This window comes from Enterococcus sp. DIV1094 (assembly GCF_017316305.2).
Classification (GTDB): Bacteria; Bacillota; Bacilli; order Lactobacillales; family Enterococcaceae; genus Enterococcus_B; species Enterococcus_B mangumiae.
Genome location: NZ_CP147250.1, coordinates 3,021,109 through 3,038,454, shown reverse-complemented (window position 1 = coordinate 3,038,454; position 17,346 = coordinate 3,021,109). Strand labels below are relative to the sequence as shown.

Genomic DNA, 17,346 nt, shown 5'->3' with positions numbered 1-17,346 from the left:
ACTAGTGTAAAGGAATAAGTCATCAGTTGTGGATTTTCTTTGGATCAAGGAGAGAAATACTTTCTTTTCTTCATGCCATAGAAATCAATGATCGATTTTTTCTTCTTTAGTCGATACTTCAAAATTTCCGGTTTTTGTTTCGATCAAAGTGTGATATGATAACAAACGACGTGGAAATGAAGAGAACCAATAGGAGGAAAGCCTATGGCAACAAAACGTGATTATTATGAAGTCTTGGGGCTGTCAAAGGGAGCTTCAGAAGACGAAATTAAAAAAGCATATCGAAAGTTATCAAAGAAATACCATCCAGATATCAATAAAGAGCCGGATGCTGATGAAAAATTCAAAGAAGTTTCAGAGGCTTATGAGATTTTAAGTGATCCGCAAAAACGTGCAGCTTACGATCAATACGGACATGCCGGAACTGATCCGAATTACGGCGCAGGCGGTGGCGGATTTGGTGGTTTTGGCGGCTTCTCTGGTGGAGGCGCTGGCTTCGGTGGATTTGAAGATATTTTTGATTCATTTTTCGGCGGTGGCGGAAGATCAGTTGATCCTAATGCCCCTCGACAAGGAGCGGATCTCCAATATACGATCAATTTATCATTTGAAGAAGCAATATTTGGTATTGAAAAAGAAATCAAATACAATCGTGAAGAGATTTGTCATACATGTAGTGGGAATGGTGCAAAACCAGGAACACAACCGACGACTTGTCATAAATGTCATGGTTCAGGTACGATCAATGTGGAACGTCAAACACCGCTTGGTCGTGTGATGAGCCGTCAAACTTGTGATGTTTGTCGTGGTACTGGGAAAGAAATCAAAGAACCATGTCCGACTTGTCATGGCTCTGGTCATGAGAAAAAAGCACATACGGTCAAAGTCAATGTACCAGCCGGTGTGGAAGAAGGACAACAAATGCGTTTAGCTGGTCAAGGCGAAGCGGGTGAAAATGGTGGACCGTTTGGCGATCTGTATGTAGTCTTCCGAGTAGAAGAAAGTGATATCTTCGATCGTGATGGTTCAGAGATCTATTACGAATTGCCATTAAGCTTCGTGCAAGCAGCACTAGGTGATGAAGTCCAAGTACCAACTGTGCATGGGGATGTCAAATTGAAGATCCCTGCGGGTACGCAAACGGGAACCAACTTCCGCTTACGTGGCAAAGGAGCTCCACGATTGCGTGGCGGATCAACTGGCGATCAACATGTACGCGTGAAATTGATTACACCTAAGAACCTCAATGAAGAACAACGTGACGCCTTACGAGCGTTTGCTAAAGCTGGCGGCATGCATGTTCAAGAGCAACAAGAAGATGGTTTTTTTGATAAGGTAAAAGATGCTTTTGGTGGAAAAAAGCGTAAATAAATAAAAAAGATAGACGTTTATACGTCTATCTCAGATTGTAGACAAAGTACTTATTTATAGTGCTTTGTCTTTTTTTATACGTTAAAATAAAACTATGAATTGGAGGTGTAACCCGATGCTCTCAAAACAAGATATGAGTAAGCGTGCACAGATGGGCTTTTTTGCTCTTGAGGACTTAGTTCCCCAAGACCATTTATTACGACAAATGGATCAGTTTATTGATTTTTCTTTTATTTACGATTTGGTAAAAGATAAATATGATGAAACCCAAGGACGGCCAAGCTTAGATCCCGTTCTTCTGATTAAGTTACCGATGATTCAATACTTTTTTGGTATTAAAAGCATGAGACAAACCATCAAAGAAATTGAAGTGAACAACGCGTATCGATGGTTTTTGGGGTTAGGGTTAGAAGATGCAGTTCCTCATTTTTCTACATTTGGTAAAAACTATACGAGACGGTTCAAAGGAACCACTACGTTTGAACAAATCTTTTATGAGATTTTAGCACAATGTATGACGGAAGGAATCGTTGATACCTCTGAAATTTTTATTGATGGGACGCATATTAAAGCACATGCGAATCGAAACAAGAAAGAATCCGTCGAAGTGATGGATCAAGCCTTCTTTTATACGGAAAAATTGACAAAAGAAATTGAAAAAGATCGAGAAAAACGCCTAAAAAAGTCCTTAAAAGAAACAAACGCAGGAACTAAAATGGCCATGAAAAAAACAAGTACTACTGATCCCGAAAGTGGTTGGTTTCATAAAGGTGAGCATAAAGAAGTTTTTGCATATAGCGCACAAGTGGCATGTGATAAAAACGGCTGGATACTAGGTTATACGACCCACCCAGGAAACTTACATGATAGTCGTACGTTTATTTCTTTATTTAAAAAGCTCAAAGGAGCTTTTACTTTAGATAAATTGATTATGGATGCTGGGTATAAAACGCCAGCAATCGCACAATTACTTCTCGAAGAAAATCTGACCCCTGTTTTCCCTTATAAGCGACCAATGACGAAAGCGGGCTATTTCAAGAAGAACGACTATGCCTACGATGAATACTATGATTGTTATATCTGTCCTAATGATAAGATCCTCTCTTATTCGACAACCAATCGAAAAGGATATTTAGAATACAAAAGTAATCCAGAAGAATGTAAAAATTGTCCTGTTCTATCTACTTGTACAAATTCAAAAAATCATACAAAAGTCATCACCAGACATATTTGGGCGAAAGCAATCGAACGATGTGAGGAAATACGTCATCAAAGAAGTTTTAAAGACCTATATAGAAAAAGAAAAGAAACAATTGAACGAATTTTTGGTACAGCAAAGGAATTTCATGGATTACGTTATACGAATCAAATAGGAATAGAAAAAATGCACATGAAAATTGGGCTTACTTTTGCCTGTCTAAATATGAAAAAACTAATAAAAATCAAAAAAGGGCGAGCAGGAAAGGTGTGTTTTTCTTTAGAAAAACAAAGAAATTTCTCTTTTATTCTTAAAATCGTACATATAAAAAAGACAAACCTCATTTTTACATAAGGTTTGTCTACAATCTGAGATAGACGTTTATACGTCTATCTTTTTTTATCAAATTGAAGGAGTCAAAAAATTAAAATAAAAGTTATCAAAATTCTCAATGATGCTATCTTTTCTCAGTTCTTTCGCAGAGAATAATTGACGATTTTTACCATATGGATCAATTGCGATGATCATACCGATATTCGCTCGTGTGGCTGCTAAAAGTCCTGAGTATGCATCTTCGATGACGAGGCAATCTTTAGGTTCAAGTGCTAATTTTTGTGCTGCTTTTATAAAGATATCAGGTTGTGGTTTACCTGGAAAAGTACCATCATCATAAACGACCTTATCGAAAGAAAACCAATTGGACAAATTAAAAATCTCGAAATAAAATTCGACATTTTCTTTAACTGTCGCGGTAGCGATCGTAATAGGTATATTTTGTTCGTTCAATATATCTAAGGTCGCAATCAAGCCATCAGTGAGGACTAGCTCTTCAGGTTTTTCTAAACAAAGGCTACGATAATGAGCTTCTTTTTCATACGATAAATTTGCTATTTCATCCGTTGTTAAAGTAGGAGATATAAAATAAGCTAATATTTCACTATTTGTTCGACCATGTATGTTTTTAACGATATCTTCGTCAGAAAGTTCTTTTTTTGAATAACGATGAATCATTCGAATCCATGCGGCTTCATGAAGATGTGAATCTTGGAACATTGTTCCATTAAAATCAAAAATAATTCCTTTCATAAGTTCACTCCTAAACTTCATTTTCTAGTGTTTCTGAGATTTTGATTTGAACATATTGAGAATAGTGCTCTTTCACATGTTCTTTGATATTAGTGTCAGTAATCAGTAAATTAAAATCATGTAATTTATAAAAGATATAAAAATCATCACGATTGAATTTTTGATGATCCACTAACAAAAATTTATTTTTCGAATGATTGAGGGCAATCTGTTGTGCTTCGCCTTCTTCAGTACTGTAGGTTGAAATAGCTTCATTATGGACACCATTTGCACTGATAAAGGATTTAGTAAATTTAAGTTTTCTTAGAGTGTCGTTGGTGATCGGACCAACAAAGGCTCCGGTATTTTTTCGGAAGTCACCTCCGACCAACAAAATTTCAGGTACTTCTGCTTGAGCAAGAACTTCAAAAACGGCGTAATTGTTCGTAATGATCCGCAGTTTACGATGGATCAAGTGAGATGCTAATAACTCGATCGTAGTTCCTGGGCCTAAAAAAATTGTGTCTCCTTCGTCGATCAGTTGAGCAGCACTCACGGCAATTTGTTGCTTCTCTTTGATTTGCATGACTGATTTTTCTGTATGTGACAATTCTTGATCAAGTGTATATGTTAGGCTTTGCGCACCTCCATGGATACGAAGCAGTTTTCCTGATTTTTCTAATTCATCTAAGTCCCGACGAACAGTCATATCAGAGACATTTAATTGTTCGATGATTTCATTGACTGTCAGTATTCCTTTTTTATTGACCATTTCACTAATCATCAGTAAGCGCTCTCTTTTTAGCATATCATCACTCCTAATTCATGATTAATCTATCATAAAGTATAACACGAGTCAACAGAAACAAACACGTATAAACATTAACAATCATATAAACAAACATAAAAACACATAGAAATACTAAAATGTGCTTTTTTATGATTGAAAATGTTCGTTATTGTTGACAAATGTTTTGAATGCGATTACAATTCGTGTTGTCATATAAATAGCATAAAAGAAGGTAGGGGAAGAAATGCTAAAATTACCGAAAGATTTCATCTTTGGCGGTGCAACAGCGGCATATCAAGTAGAAGGTGCAACGAAGGAAGGCGGAAAAGGTGAAGTTGCGTGGGATGAATTTTTAGAGAGGCAAGGAAGATTCAGTCCAGATCCAGCAAGTGATTTTTATCATCAATATGAAAAAGATATTGAATTATGTGAGAAGTTTGGGGTGAACGGGTTACGCTTATCGATTGCCTGGAGTCGTATCTTTCCAGAAGGTACTGGTAAAGCCAATGAAGAAGGTGTTGCTTTTTACCATAAAGTTTTTGCTTCATGCGAGAAACATGGTGTAGTGCCTTTTGTGACACTCCATCATTTTGACACACCAAAAGTTTTATTCGATCAAGGAGATTTTTTGAACCGAAATAATGTAGAAGCGTTTGTTGAATATGCTAAATTTTGTTTTGAGGAATTTAAAGAAGTTCGGTATTGGAGTACTTTCAATGAAATTTATCCGGTAGCAACGAATCAGTATCTACTAGGAATATTCCCTCCCGGTATTACCTATGATTTTACAAAGATCATTGCTTGCCTACACAATATGATGTATGCGCACGCAAGAGTAGTGAATTTGTTCAAAGACAATGGGTATGAGGGGGAAATCGGTGTTGTTCATTCCTTAGAAACTAAATATCCAGCATCTGAATCTGAGGAAGATCAACATGCAGCTTTTTTAGATGATGCATTATCGATTCGTTTTCTATTAGATGCCACTTATTTAGGCTATTATTCAAAAGAAACACTTTCGGCACTTGTTGAGATTTGTGAAGCAAATGGAGCAAGCTTTGACTTTCCTGAAGAAGACTTGATAGAAATGAAACGTGCATCCGATCGCAATGATTATTTAGGGATAAATCATTACCAGTGTCACTTTGTCAAAGCGTATCATGGAGAAAATGCGATTCATCATAACGGGACTGGAGACAAAGGAACTTCAGTTTATAAAGTCAAAGGTATTGGTGAACGGATTTATAAAGAAGGGATTCCAAGAACTGATTGGGATTGGTTGATCTATCCTGAAGGGCTATATGATTTATTGCTACGGATCAAGAAAGATTATCCCCACTACAATAAAATTTATATTACTGAAAATGGGATGGGGTTCAAAGACCAATTCGATGACGGCGTGATCATGGACCAACCACGGATCGACTATTTAAAAGTCTACTTAGAATCGTTGAGTCAAGCAATTTCTGATGGTGTCAATGTGAAGGGATATTTTTTATGGTCACTAATGGATTTATTTTCTTGGTCAAATGGCTATAACAAACGCTATGGGCTATTCTATGTCGATTTTGAAACGCAAAAACGCTACCCGAAAGAATCAGCCTATTGGTATAAATTTGTGAGTGAAACAAAGACAATCATTTAAGTTGGAGGAATGAAAGATGAATAAAGAAGAGTTACAAATGTTAGGTTTTGAGATCGTGGCATACTCAGGAGATGCACGAAGTACATTATTAACATTATTAAGGGAAGTTCGTCAAGGCAAGTTTGATCGTGTAGAAGAAGCGCTGAAGGATGCAGATGAAAACTTGACGTTGGCGCACAATTCACAAACTAAAATCTTGGCTGAAGAAGCTTCGGGTAAAGACATGGATATGGGGTTTATTTTTATCCATGGACAAGATCACTTGATGACTACTCTATTGCTAAGAGATTTGATCCAAGATTTTATTGAGCTTTATAAAACAAATAATCACTAGGAGTGAAAAGCATGAATGGGATTATCAAGCAAATCGAAAAGGGTAAACCAATCTTTGAGAAAATCTCACGTAATATATATTTGGGTGCAGTAAGAGATGGTTTTTTAACAGCGATGCCAGCGATTTTATTTTCAAGTATCTTTATCTTGATTGCGGCAGTCCCTGAGATTTTTGGTTTTCAGTGGCCTGAAGATGTATCGACATGGTTGTGGAAGATCTACAATTATTCGATGGGGGTTGTCGGCATTTTAGTATCCACAACTACTGCACGCTGTTTGGCTGAATCGATGAACCGAAGAATGCCAAAAAACAAAATCATTAATACTACCTCAGTGATGTTGGCTTCTTTAGTTAGTTTCCTTTTATTGAGTGTCTCACCGATCGAAGGTGGTTTTTCTACAGAATATATGGGAACAAAGGGTTTACTGGCTTCGTTTATCGCCGCATTTATTACCGTTAATATTTATAAATTTTGTGTTCGAAAAGACATCACGATCAAGATGCCAAAAGAAGTGCCTGGAACGATTTCTCAAACATTCAGAGATATTTTTCCGTTTTCCTTTTCTGTATTTGCGGCAGTGTTGGTCGATCTAGCTGCGCGTAGTTTTTTTGGAATTTCGTTTGCAGAAGCAATCATCACATTATTGCAACCATTGTTTACTGCTGCGGATGGTTATTTAGGAATTGCTGTGATATGGGGAGCAATGGCATTTTTCTGGTTTGTCGGAGTGCATGGTCCATCAATTGTTGAACCTGCGATTGCCGCAATTATTTATGCGAATGTTGAAACAAACTTACAGCTGTTCAATTCAGGAGAACAAGCTTCTCACGTATTGACTGTTGGTCTAGGAAATTTCGTGGGAACGATGGGTGGCACTGGTGCAACATTAGTTGTTCCATTTATCTTTTTGTTGTTTGCGAAATCGAAACAATTAAAAGCAGTGGGGAAAGCTTCCGTGATTCCAGTCAGTTTTGCAGTGAATGAGCCATTATTATTCGCCGCACCAATGATTTTAAATCCTTATTTCTTTGTTCCGTTTTTAGTGACTCCGATTGTAAACGTTTGCTTGTTTAAGTTTTTCGTTGATGTGTTTGGGATGAATAGCTTTATGTATGTCTTACCTTGGGCAACGCCGGCTCCAATTGGTTTAGTTTTAGGGACAGGGATGGGGGTCTTAGCTTTTGTATTAGCTGCCCTGTTGATTCTCGTAGACTTTGCAATTTATTTCCCGTTTTGTAAGGCATATGATGCGACTTTAGTTGACCAAGAAGCGCAACAAGCGGAGAAAGTAGAGTCGGAAGAAAACGAAACGAAAGTGACTGTTACAATTCCAAGTAACCAAGTTCTTGCAACGGAGAATGCTGATTTAGTGGAAACAGGAAAGGAAATTAACGTATTAGTTTTATGTGCAGGTGCAGGAACGAGCGCAATGCTTGCCAATGCCCTGAAAGAAGGTGCAAAAGAATTTCATGCACCAATCAGTGCCTTAGCAGGTGCTTACGGCTCTCATTATGAAATGATGGCAGATTTTGACATGATCGTTTTGGCGCCACAAGTCCAATCTTACTATGAAGACATTAAGGAGGATACAGATCGTTTAGGTATCAAATTGATTGCTACAAAAGGTGCAGAATATATTGGTTTGACTAGAGATCCTGAGAAAGCGGTAAGGTTTGTTTTAGATCAATTTTAAATCAAAGGAGAGATCGTAGGATGAACAAAGTTAAGGGTTGGCTTGTGTTGGTCATAGGGTTGCTTGTGTCATTAGCAAGTCTCATATTCGGAACAAATCAAGGGGAGGCGAAAGAATTGATTCGCGGAGCAGATGTTTCGATTTTAGCTGATATGGAAAAATCCGGAGCGTCTTATTACGAAAATGGTGTAAAAAAAGATGCCTTGCAAATTTTAAAAAATAATGGGGTCAATTATGTTCGTTTGCGATTATGGCAAAACCCACATGATGAGCAGGGAAATTCTTACGGTGCAGGCACAAATGACTTGAAAACAACGATTGCTTTGTCAAGACGCGCAAAAAATTTAGGGTTAAAAGTGTTACTTGATTTTCATTATAGTGATTTCTGGGTCGATCCAGGCAAACAAAATGTCCCTAAAGCGTGGAAAGAGTATAATTTTGAACAACTTGACACGGCCTTATATGATTATACGAAAAGTGTTTTGACGGAGATGAAAAACAACGGCGTATATCCTGACATGATCCAGATCGGAAATGAATTAAACAGTGGGATGCTTTGGCCTGATGGGAAATCATGGGGGGAAGGTGGAGGAGAGTTTGATCGTTTGGCGACTTTCTTGAAATCAGGGATTCGTGGAGTGAGGGAAACGCAACCTGTTGATACTCCAATCATGCTCCATTTAGCCGATGGTGGAGATACGGATGCCTTTACTTGGTGGTTTGATGAAATTACGAAACGCGGGGTAGATTACGATTTGATCGGTCTTTCCTATTACCCTTATTGGCATGGTTCAATGAATGCATTACAAACGACGATGAACATGATCAGTGCACGATATGATAAAGAAGTCAACGTGGTAGAGACTGCGTATGGACACACGACTGCCAATGCGGATAATATGCCAAATGCTTTTGGACCAGAACAAGAAATTGCAGGAGGTTATGCGGCAACACCAGCAGGTCAACGAGAATATTTAAATGATTTGGTGACACGCATTCAAACGGTGCCAAACGAAAAAGGAAATGGCTTTTTCTATTGGGAACCTTTATGGTATAACGGCAATGTCTCTTGGGCAACAGCTGCTGGAATGAACTATTTGGGTGTACAATCTCAAACAGGCAATGAGTGGGACAACCAGGCGATGTTTGATTTCAATGGACAAGCACTTCCTAGCTTAAAGGCGTTTCAAGAAGCAGGAAGACAGCAAAATATTCTCAAAAATCCAAGTTTTGAACTTAATGGCTTCACGAATACACCGGCGAACTGGTCTGTGTGGCGAGGTAATGGTGCAGCAATCGATACGTTTAAAACTGAAACTGGTGGTTTTTCCGGAACGTACAAAGCAACATTTTGGGATGACCAAGCGTATCAAATGTCGATGTATCAAACGGTTAATGGATTAAGCAAGGGAAACTATACATTAACTGCTTATACGATGGCAGGTGGAGAGTTGAGCACTAGTCAGTTGTATATCAAAAATCATGGTGGTAAAGAGCTGAATGCTACGATCAGTAAAAGTGGCGAATGGACAAAGGTGATGATCGAAGATATTCCAATTACTTCTGGTACGAGTGAAATTGGCATTTATGTCAATGCCAAAGCGCAAGGATGGGTATCGATTGATCATATAACATTAGCTAAAAATCAATAAAAAGAAACTCCTGAAAATATCTGGTTTTTCCAGATGTTTTCAGGAGTTTTGTTCTTCGATTAGATATCCAACACCTTATCCAAAAAGTCTTTCGTCCGTTCGTTTTGTGGATTTTCAAAGATTTGTTGTGGTGTGCCGTCTTCAAGGAAGTTTCCGCCATCAATGAACATCACGCGGTTAGCGACTTCTTTTGCAAAGCCCATTTCGTGGGTTACGATGACCATTGTCATGCCTTGTTTGGCTAATTTTTTCATTACGTTCAGCACATCGCCGACCATTTCTGGGTCCAAGGCTGAAGTAGGTTCATCAAACAACATGATGTCAGGGTTCATTGCTAACGCACGAGCGATGGCAACCCGTTGTTTTTGTCCGCCAGATAAGTTATCTGGGTACATATCTTTTTTATCTTCCAAACCAACAGTTTCAAGTAATTTGATTGCTTTTTTCTCTGCTTCATCACGTGACAACTTCTTCAAGTCCATAGGTGCCAAAATGATGTTTTCCAAAACAGAAAGGTGCGGGAAAAGATTGAAATGCTGGAACACCATACCAATGTGTTGTCTCACTAAGTTGATGTCTGTGTTTTTATCCATCAAATGAGCGCCATCGATGATGATATCACCAGATGTCGGATCTTCTAAGCGATTTAAACAGCGTAAAAAAGTACTCTTTCCTGAACCGGAGGGGCCAATCACGCAGACGACATCGCCTTCGTTGATTGATACGTTGATGTCATTTAAGACTGTGTTGTCTCCGTATTTTTTTACAAGATGTTCGACTAAGATTTTTTCTGTCATCTTATTTCACCTTCTTTTCTAAAACTTTCGCTAATTTTGTCAATGCAGTGATCAAAATCAAGTACATCACTGCGATGATCAAGTAGACATACGTACTTTGTGTAGTACGAGCAACAATGATCCGTCCAGTTTGTAACAATTCGACTACACCGATCGCTGAGATGATCGTCGTATCTTTCAATGAGATAACGAATTGATTGACGAAAGATGGGATCATGATTTTGAATGCTTGCGGTAAAATGATTTTTTGCATCGTGCGGTTATAAGAGAGACCTAAGCTTCGGGAAGCTTCCATCTGTCCAGTAGGGACTGCGTTGATCCCACCACGTACGATCTCTGCGATATAAGCACTCGCATTTAAGGTCAATGTAATGATCCCGGCGATAAAGTCAGGAATCGTAAAGCCAACGATACTTGGTAAACCGAAAAAGATGAAGAAGGCAAGTACCATCATCGGAACGCCGCGAATGATATCTACATAGATGCTGGCAACTGTTCGCAATGCACGGACTGGTGACACGCTGAATAGTCCGAAGATCACACCGACGACTAAAGCCAAGGCAAATGAGATCAATGTTAATAGGATCGTTTGCCATAAACCTTTTAATAATGCTTTATAGTTGTTTTGGATCAAGCCAGTCAATGTTGACTCATCAACAGCTGGCGCTTCTTCGCTGTCGTCTGTCGAGATGAATTCATTGATGATCTCGTCATATTGGCCAGTGCGTTTTAGTTCTTTTAATCCTTCGTTGAACATTTGTAATAATTCAGGGTTTTCGCCTTTTTTCACTGCGAAACCATAAGAGCCGCCAGTTTCTCTTTCAATCGGTGTTTCTAACTCTTGCCCATTTTTGATGGCATAACCGATTACTGGGTAGTCGTCCATCATGGCATCGATTGCGCCGACTCTTAAACTATCGTATAACTGATCTGCGGCATCGAAATATTTGATTTCGTAGCCATATTTATCTTGATTTGCGACTAAGAAGTCTGCACTTTCGGTCCCAACTTTTGCACCGACTGTTTTTCCTTCTAAGTCTTCATAAGAATTGATTGAAGTATTGCCTTTTTTGACTGCGATTTGGATGCCGCTTTGGAAGTAAGGATCTGAAAAATCAAACGTTTTTTTACGTTCATCTGTAATCGTCATCCCTGCAATCATCCCATCCGCTTGTCCAGATTCCAATGCTTGTAGTGCAGCAGAGAAACCACGGAAGTCCATACGGATATTGAAGCCGTGCATTTCTGAGATAGCTTCCATCAAGCTGACGTCGATTCCTACATATTCACCATCTGCATTTTGGAACTCAAATGGTGCAAAGGCTGAATCACTTGCGATAACGTAAACGTCTTTTTTAGGTTCTATTTTTTGCATCGTCTCGCTACTTGATGTCGTTGATTGCGTCTCGTCAGCTTGCACAGGTGTGTACAGTGCGAATGTAACAAGTCCTGTCATTATGAAAAGGAATGTCTGTAACATGTTTCTTTTTTTCATAGATAACCTCCTATAAAAATTTCGATAATTTCCAACATTAATACATTATAGGCGAAAAGATATTCTTAACACAAGATTCCGACAAAAAATAATTCAAAAAAGTAGCGATTTGTTACATGTTATGTAATAAAATCTAACATGAACCTTGCGAGGCAGATTTACAATAAGATCTGAAACTTTCAATTGGCGAAAGTATGTTCGCCGTGGTATAATAGAGAAACAAGGAATGCCTTTGCTTTCCTTTTCTTTTTTGTTGAAAAGAGAGAAGGAATGAACGAAAAGGAGGACGAAGAATGATTGAAAGAGATACCTCCCGCCATTTTGAGTTGGTGTCAAAATACCAACCTGCTGGAGATCAACCAGAAGCGATCAACCAATTGGTCGAAGGGATAAATGATGGTAAAAAAGCACAGATTTTACTAGGGGCGACCGGAACAGGGAAAACCTATACGATTTCTAATCTGATCGAAAAAGTCAATAAACCGACTTTGATCATTGCACATAATAAGACGTTAGCTGGGCAATTATATGGAGAATTCAAAGAGTTCTTTCCAAACAATGCGGTCGAATACTTTGTTTCTTATTATGATTATTATCAACCAGAAGCCTACGTTCCTTCAAGTGATACGTACATTGAAAAGGATTCAAGTGTCAATGATGAAATCGATAAATTGCGTCACTCTGCCACCAGTTCTTTATTAGAACGAAATGATGTGATCGTGATTGCCTCAGTCTCTTGTATTTTTGGTTTAGGTTCACCTTTTGAATACCAAAAACAAGTGGTGTCGATCAGACAAGGGGCGGAGATGGATCGTAATCAATTGATAAGAGATTTGGTCAGCATCCAATTTGAACGAAATGATATTGATTTTCAGCGCGGTCGTTTTCGAGTGCGCGGTGATGTCGTGGAGATCTTTCCAGCTTCAAGAGATGAACGTGCGTTGCGCGTTGAGTTTTTTGGGGATGAAGTGGAACGGATTCGAGAAGTGAATGCCTTGACTGGGGAAGTGTTAGGTGAAACTGAACATGTAGCCATATTCCCGGCAACTCACTTTGTGACGGATGATAATCATATGGAACATGCGGTCGCAAACATCAAAGCAGAGCTTGAGCAACGTTTGACCGTCCTACGTAATGAAAACAAGTTATTAGAAGCACAACGTTTAGAACAGCGAACGAATTATGACATTGAGATGATGTTAGAGATGGGTTATACCTCTGGGATCGAAAATTATTCTCGACATATGGATGGACGTAAAGAAGGCGAACCGCCTTATACGTTATTAGATTTCTTCCCTGAGGATGCGTTGATGGTCATTGACGAGTCCCATGTGACGATGCCACAGATCCGTGGCATGTATAATGGAGACAGAGCGAGAAAACAAATGCTTGTAGACTATGGTTTCCGTCTACCGTCTGCACTAGATAATCGTCCGTTACGTCTGGAAGAATTTGAGCAGCATGTCAATCAAATCGTCTATGTCTCTGCGACACCTGGGCCATACGAATATGAACAAACAGATACGGTGATCCAACAAATCATTCGACCAACTGGATTACTAGATCCAGTGATTGAAGTGCGACCGATCATGGGTCAGATCGATGACTTAGTTGGTGAGATCAATGAACGAGTGGAAAAAGACCAACGGGTATTCGTGACTACATTGACGAAAAAAATGTCAGAAGATTTGACGGATTACTTCAAAGAGTTAGGGATCAAAGTGAAATATCTGCATAGTGATATCAAGACTCTGGAACGGACAGAGATCATTCGTGATCTTCGTTTAGGTGAATTTGATGTCTTAGTCGGTATCAACTTATTACGTGAAGGGTTAGATGTCCCTGAAGTTTCATTAGTCGCGATCTTGGATGCAGATAAAGAAGGTTTCTTACGAAGCGAACGCTCATTAGTCCAAACAATTGGACGTGCTGCACGTAATGCAGAAGGTAAAGTAATTATGTATGCGGACAAAGTGACGGATTCCATGCGTCTAGCTATGGATGAAACGTCAAGACGTCGCAGCATCCAACAACAATACAATGAAGAACACGGGATCGTTCCGAAAACGATCATCAAAGAGATTCGCGACTTGATCTCGATCACGAAGGAATCAGAAGATGATGCGAAAGAAACGGTTCAAGTCTCTTATGAAGAAATGACAAGAGAAGAAAAAGCAACATTATTGATGAAGTTAGAAAAAGAAATGAAAGATGCAGCGAAAGCTTTGGATTTCGAGACCGCAGCCAATGTGCGTGATATGATTCTTGAACTAAAAGCATCTGAGTAGGAGGAAGTCATATGGCTAACGACAAAATTATTATTCATGGCGCAAGGGCGCATAATTTGAAGAATATCGATGTGACGATTCCACGAGATAAGTTCGTGGTCGTCACCGGATTATCCGGTTCAGGAAAAAGTTCACTTGCTTTTGACACATTGTATGCAGAAGGGCAAAGACGGTATGTGGAAAGTTTATCTGCCTATGCGCGTCAATTTTTAGGTCAAATGGACAAACCTGATGTCGATAGCATTGATGGCCTCAGTCCAGCGATCTCGATCGATCAAAAAACGACAAGCAAGAATCCTCGTTCAACTGTTGGAACAGTCACAGAGATCAATGATTATTTGCGTTTATTATTTGCCAGAGTCGGTCATCCGATCTGTCCCAATGACCATATCGAGATCACTAGTCAATCTGTTGATCAAATGGCGGATCAAGTGTTGGAGCTTCCTGATCGGACGAAGATCCAAATTTTAGCGCCGATCGTTGTTAAGAAAAAAGGACAACACAAAAAAGTCTTTGAACGTATCCAAAAAGAAGGGTATGTCCGTGTTCGAGTTGATGGCGAAACATATGACGTTAGTGAAGCGCCCGAATTAGAAAAAAATAAAAAGCACGACATTGCGATCGTGATTGACCGGATCGTCGTGAAAGAAGGCGTGCGCTCTCGTTTGTTCGATTCGATCGAAGCGGCTCTTCGTTTAGCGGATGGCTACGTACTGATCGATGTGATCGGTGAAGAAGAAATGCTCTTTAGTGAACACTATGCATGTCCTTATTGTGGATTTACAGTCGGAGAGTTAGAGCCGCGTTTATTTTCATTCAATGCGCCATTTGGAGCTTGTCCGGATTGTGATGGATTGGGTGTCAAATTAGAAGTCGATATCGATCTAGTCATCCCAGATAAAAACAAAACGTTGAATGAAGGAGCGATCATTCCTTGGAATCCGATCAGCTCGCAATATTATCCACAAATGTTGGCACAAGCGTGTGAAAGTTATGGAATCGATATGGATACGCCATTTGAAGATCTTCCTTTGGAACATCAAGAAATCGTGTTGAATGGCACATCAGAGCCATTCCATTTTCATTACGAAAATGATTTTGGTGGGGTCAGAGATGTTGAAACATCATTTGAAGGTGTGATGACGAACATCAAGCGCCGTTACCACGATACGAACAGCGATTTTACAAGAGAACAAATGCGTCTTTATATGACAGAATTGACTTGTAAGACATGTGACGGATATCGTTTGAATCCGCAAGCTTTATCCGTGCAAATCAATGGCACGAACATCGGTCAGACGAATGAGTTGTCGATCCAACATGCCGTTGAATTTTTTGAAAATCTGACATTGTCAGAGCAAGAAAAAGTCATTGCTCGACCAATTTTAAAAGAAGTCAATGATCGTCTGTCATTTTTAGAAAATGTGGGACTTGATTATTTGACACTTAGTCGTGCTTCAGGAACCTTATCAGGTGGGGAAGCGCAACGCATTCGTTTAGCGACTCAGATTGGTTCAAATCTATCTGGCGTGCTTTATATCTTGGATGAGCCTTCGATCGGATTGCATCAACGGGACAATGATCGTTTGATCGGTTCATTGAAGAAGATGCGTGATCTTGGGAATACCTTAGTTGTCGTCGAACATGATGAAGATACGATGCGTGCGGCGGATTACTTGATCGATGTCGGTCCTGGGGCAGGGCATCAAGGCGGGGAGATCGTTTCTGCTGGAACGCCAGATCAAGTGGCAAAAGATAAGCATTCATTGACTGGTCAATATCTATCGGGCAAAAAATCGATCCCAGTTCCCGAAACAAGACGAAAAGGTACAGGCAAAGCAATCAAGATAACTGGTGCTACAGAAAACAACTTGAAAAATATTTCCGTTGAGTTCCCATTAGGCGAATTTGTGGCGGTCACTGGTGTTTCTGGATCAGGTAAGAGTACGTTGGTCAACAGTATCTTGAAAAAGGCACTTGCTCAAAAAATCAACCGTAATTCAGCGAAACCAGGGAAGTTCAAAACGATTTCTGGCTATGAAGGGATCGAAAAGATCATTGATATCGATCAAAGCCCGATCGGACGGACACCACGAAGTAATCCGGCGACTTATACAAGTGTCTTTGATGATATTCGTGACCTGTTTGCTCAAACAAATGAAGCTAAAATGCGTGGTTATAAAAAAGGACGTTTCAGTTTCAACGTAAAAGGCGGACGTTGTGAAGCTTGTCGTGGAGATGGAATCATCAAGATCGAAATGCATTTCTTACCAGATGTTTATGTACCTTGTGAAGTCTGTCATGGGAAACGTTATAATTCGGAAACATTGGAAGTTCATTATAAAGGGAAAAGTATTGCGGATATCTTAGAGATGACAGTGGAAGATGCGGTTGAATTTTTCCAACCGATCCCTAAGATCCATCGTAAGCTGCAAACGATCGTCGATGTCGGCTTAGGGTATGTCACGATGGGACAACCAGCAACGACTTTATCCGGAGGAGAAGCGCAACGGATGAAGCTTGCGAGTGAACTGCATAAAATTTCGAATGGAAAGAATTTCTATATCCTAGATGAGCCAACAACTGGGCTTCATACAGACGATATCGCTCGCTTATTACATGTCTTGCAACGATTAGTTGATGCCGGTAATACTGTTTTAGTCATCGAGCATAATCTGGATGTCATCAAAACCGCAGATCATTTGATCGATCTTGGTCCTGAAGGTGGCGAAGGTGGCGGTACGATTTTAGCAACTGGTACACCAGAAGAATTGGTGAAAGTAAAAGAAAGCTATACCGGTCATTATTTGAAAAAAATCATGCAAAAATAAGAATCGTTATTGTTATAGTTAAAAAAATATTAAAAGAAAGCTTTATGTATTGTTTTCTTTTCACGAGTATTCTAGAATACTTTATATGGTAGTTCTTTCTACACTTATTGGTATAGATAAAAACTTCCTATAAGTTCAATCCGTTCAAAAAAGAATTGAGCAATCGGAGGAGATTCCTTTGATTGC

11 protein-coding genes and 2 pseudogenes are annotated in these 17,346 nt (G+C 39.3%); 9 read left to right on the top strand and 4 right to left on the bottom strand.

Annotation, left to right across the window (positions count from 1 at the left end):
• The first annotated feature begins 204 nt into the window (after positions 1-204).
• On the top strand, positions 205-1,371 hold the full coding sequence (dnaJ, locus tag DOK79_RS14395) for a molecular chaperone DnaJ (RefSeq protein WP_206857188.1): 1,167 nt from the start codon (positions 205-207) through the stop codon (positions 1,369-1,371).
• A gap of 115 nt (positions 1,372-1,486) precedes the next feature.
• Positions 1,487-2,923, top strand: a complete 1,437-nt coding sequence (locus DOK79_RS14390; RefSeq protein ID WP_339092451.1) for an IS1182 family transposase — start codon at positions 1,487-1,489, stop codon at positions 2,921-2,923.
• Positions 2,924-2,971: 48 nt separating this feature from the next.
• Here the strand turns inward: DOK79_RS14390 and DOK79_RS14385 are convergent, their stop codons facing one another.
• Complete coding sequence (locus DOK79_RS14385) at positions 2,972-3,655, bottom strand: HAD family hydrolase (RefSeq protein ID WP_206855960.1); 684 nt, start codon at positions 3,653-3,655, stop codon at positions 2,972-2,974.
• A 10-nt stretch (positions 3,656-3,665) separates the two neighbouring features.
• On the bottom strand, positions 3,666-4,442 hold the full coding sequence (locus DOK79_RS14380) for a DeoR/GlpR family DNA-binding transcription regulator (RefSeq protein WP_206855962.1): 777 nt from the start codon (positions 4,440-4,442) through the stop codon (positions 3,666-3,668).
• Positions 4,443-4,668: 226 nt separating this feature from the next.
• Between DOK79_RS14380 and lacG the strand changes: the two genes are divergently transcribed.
• From lacG to DOK79_RS14360, 5 genes and pseudogenes are all read left to right on the top strand, one after another.
• Positions 4,669-6,069 (top strand): 6-phospho-beta-galactosidase, encoded by a 1,401-nt coding sequence (gene lacG / locus DOK79_RS14375; RefSeq protein WP_206855963.1) that lies wholly within the window; start codon positions 4,669-4,671, stop codon positions 6,067-6,069.
• A 16-nt stretch (positions 6,070-6,085) separates the two neighbouring features.
• The gene (locus DOK79_RS14370; RefSeq protein WP_206855965.1) at positions 6,086-6,403 is read left to right on the top strand and encodes a PTS lactose/cellobiose transporter subunit IIA; all 318 of its coding nucleotides are present in this window, start codon (positions 6,086-6,088) and stop codon (positions 6,401-6,403) included.
• Between the two features lie 11 nt (positions 6,404-6,414).
• Positions 6,415-7,690, top strand: a pseudogene (locus DOK79_RS14365) (PTS transporter subunit EIIC); the annotation flags it as partial.
• Between the two features lie 95 nt (positions 7,691-7,785).
• Positions 7,786-8,097: pseudogene (locus DOK79_RS15535) on the top strand (lactose/cellobiose PTS transporter subunit IIB); the annotation flags it as partial.
• A gap of 20 nt (positions 8,098-8,117) precedes the next feature.
• Positions 8,118-9,749: a glycoside hydrolase family 53 protein gene (locus tag DOK79_RS14360; protein WP_206855967.1), complete on the top strand. Its 1,632-nt coding sequence runs from the start codon at positions 8,118-8,120 to the stop codon at positions 9,747-9,749.
• 59 nt (positions 9,750-9,808) lie between these two features.
• Here DOK79_RS14360 and DOK79_RS14355 read toward each other — a convergent pair whose 3' ends face one another.
• The gene (locus DOK79_RS14355; RefSeq protein WP_206855969.1) at positions 9,809-10,546 is read right to left on the bottom strand and encodes an amino acid ABC transporter ATP-binding protein; all 738 of its coding nucleotides are present in this window, start codon (positions 10,544-10,546) and stop codon (positions 9,809-9,811) included.
• Between the two features lies 1 nt (position 10,547).
• Positions 10,548-12,041: an amino acid ABC transporter substrate-binding protein/permease gene (locus DOK79_RS14350; protein ID WP_206855972.1), complete on the bottom strand. Its 1,494-nt coding sequence runs from the start codon at positions 12,039-12,041 to the stop codon at positions 10,548-10,550.
• Positions 12,042-12,334: 293 nt separating this feature from the next.
• Between DOK79_RS14350 and uvrB the strand changes: the two genes are divergently transcribed.
• Positions 12,335-14,329 carry an excinuclease ABC subunit UvrB gene (uvrB, locus tag DOK79_RS14345; protein WP_206855974.1) on the top strand — a complete coding sequence of 665 codons (1,995 nt, stop codon included), beginning with the start codon at positions 12,335-12,337 and terminating at the stop codon, positions 14,327-14,329.
• 11 nt (positions 14,330-14,340) lie between these two features.
• Entirely contained in the window at positions 14,341-17,160 is a 2,820-nt protein-coding gene (gene uvrA / locus DOK79_RS14340) for an excinuclease ABC subunit UvrA (protein ID WP_206855978.1), read from the top strand.
• The last annotated feature ends 186 nt before the right edge of the window (positions 17,161-17,346 follow it).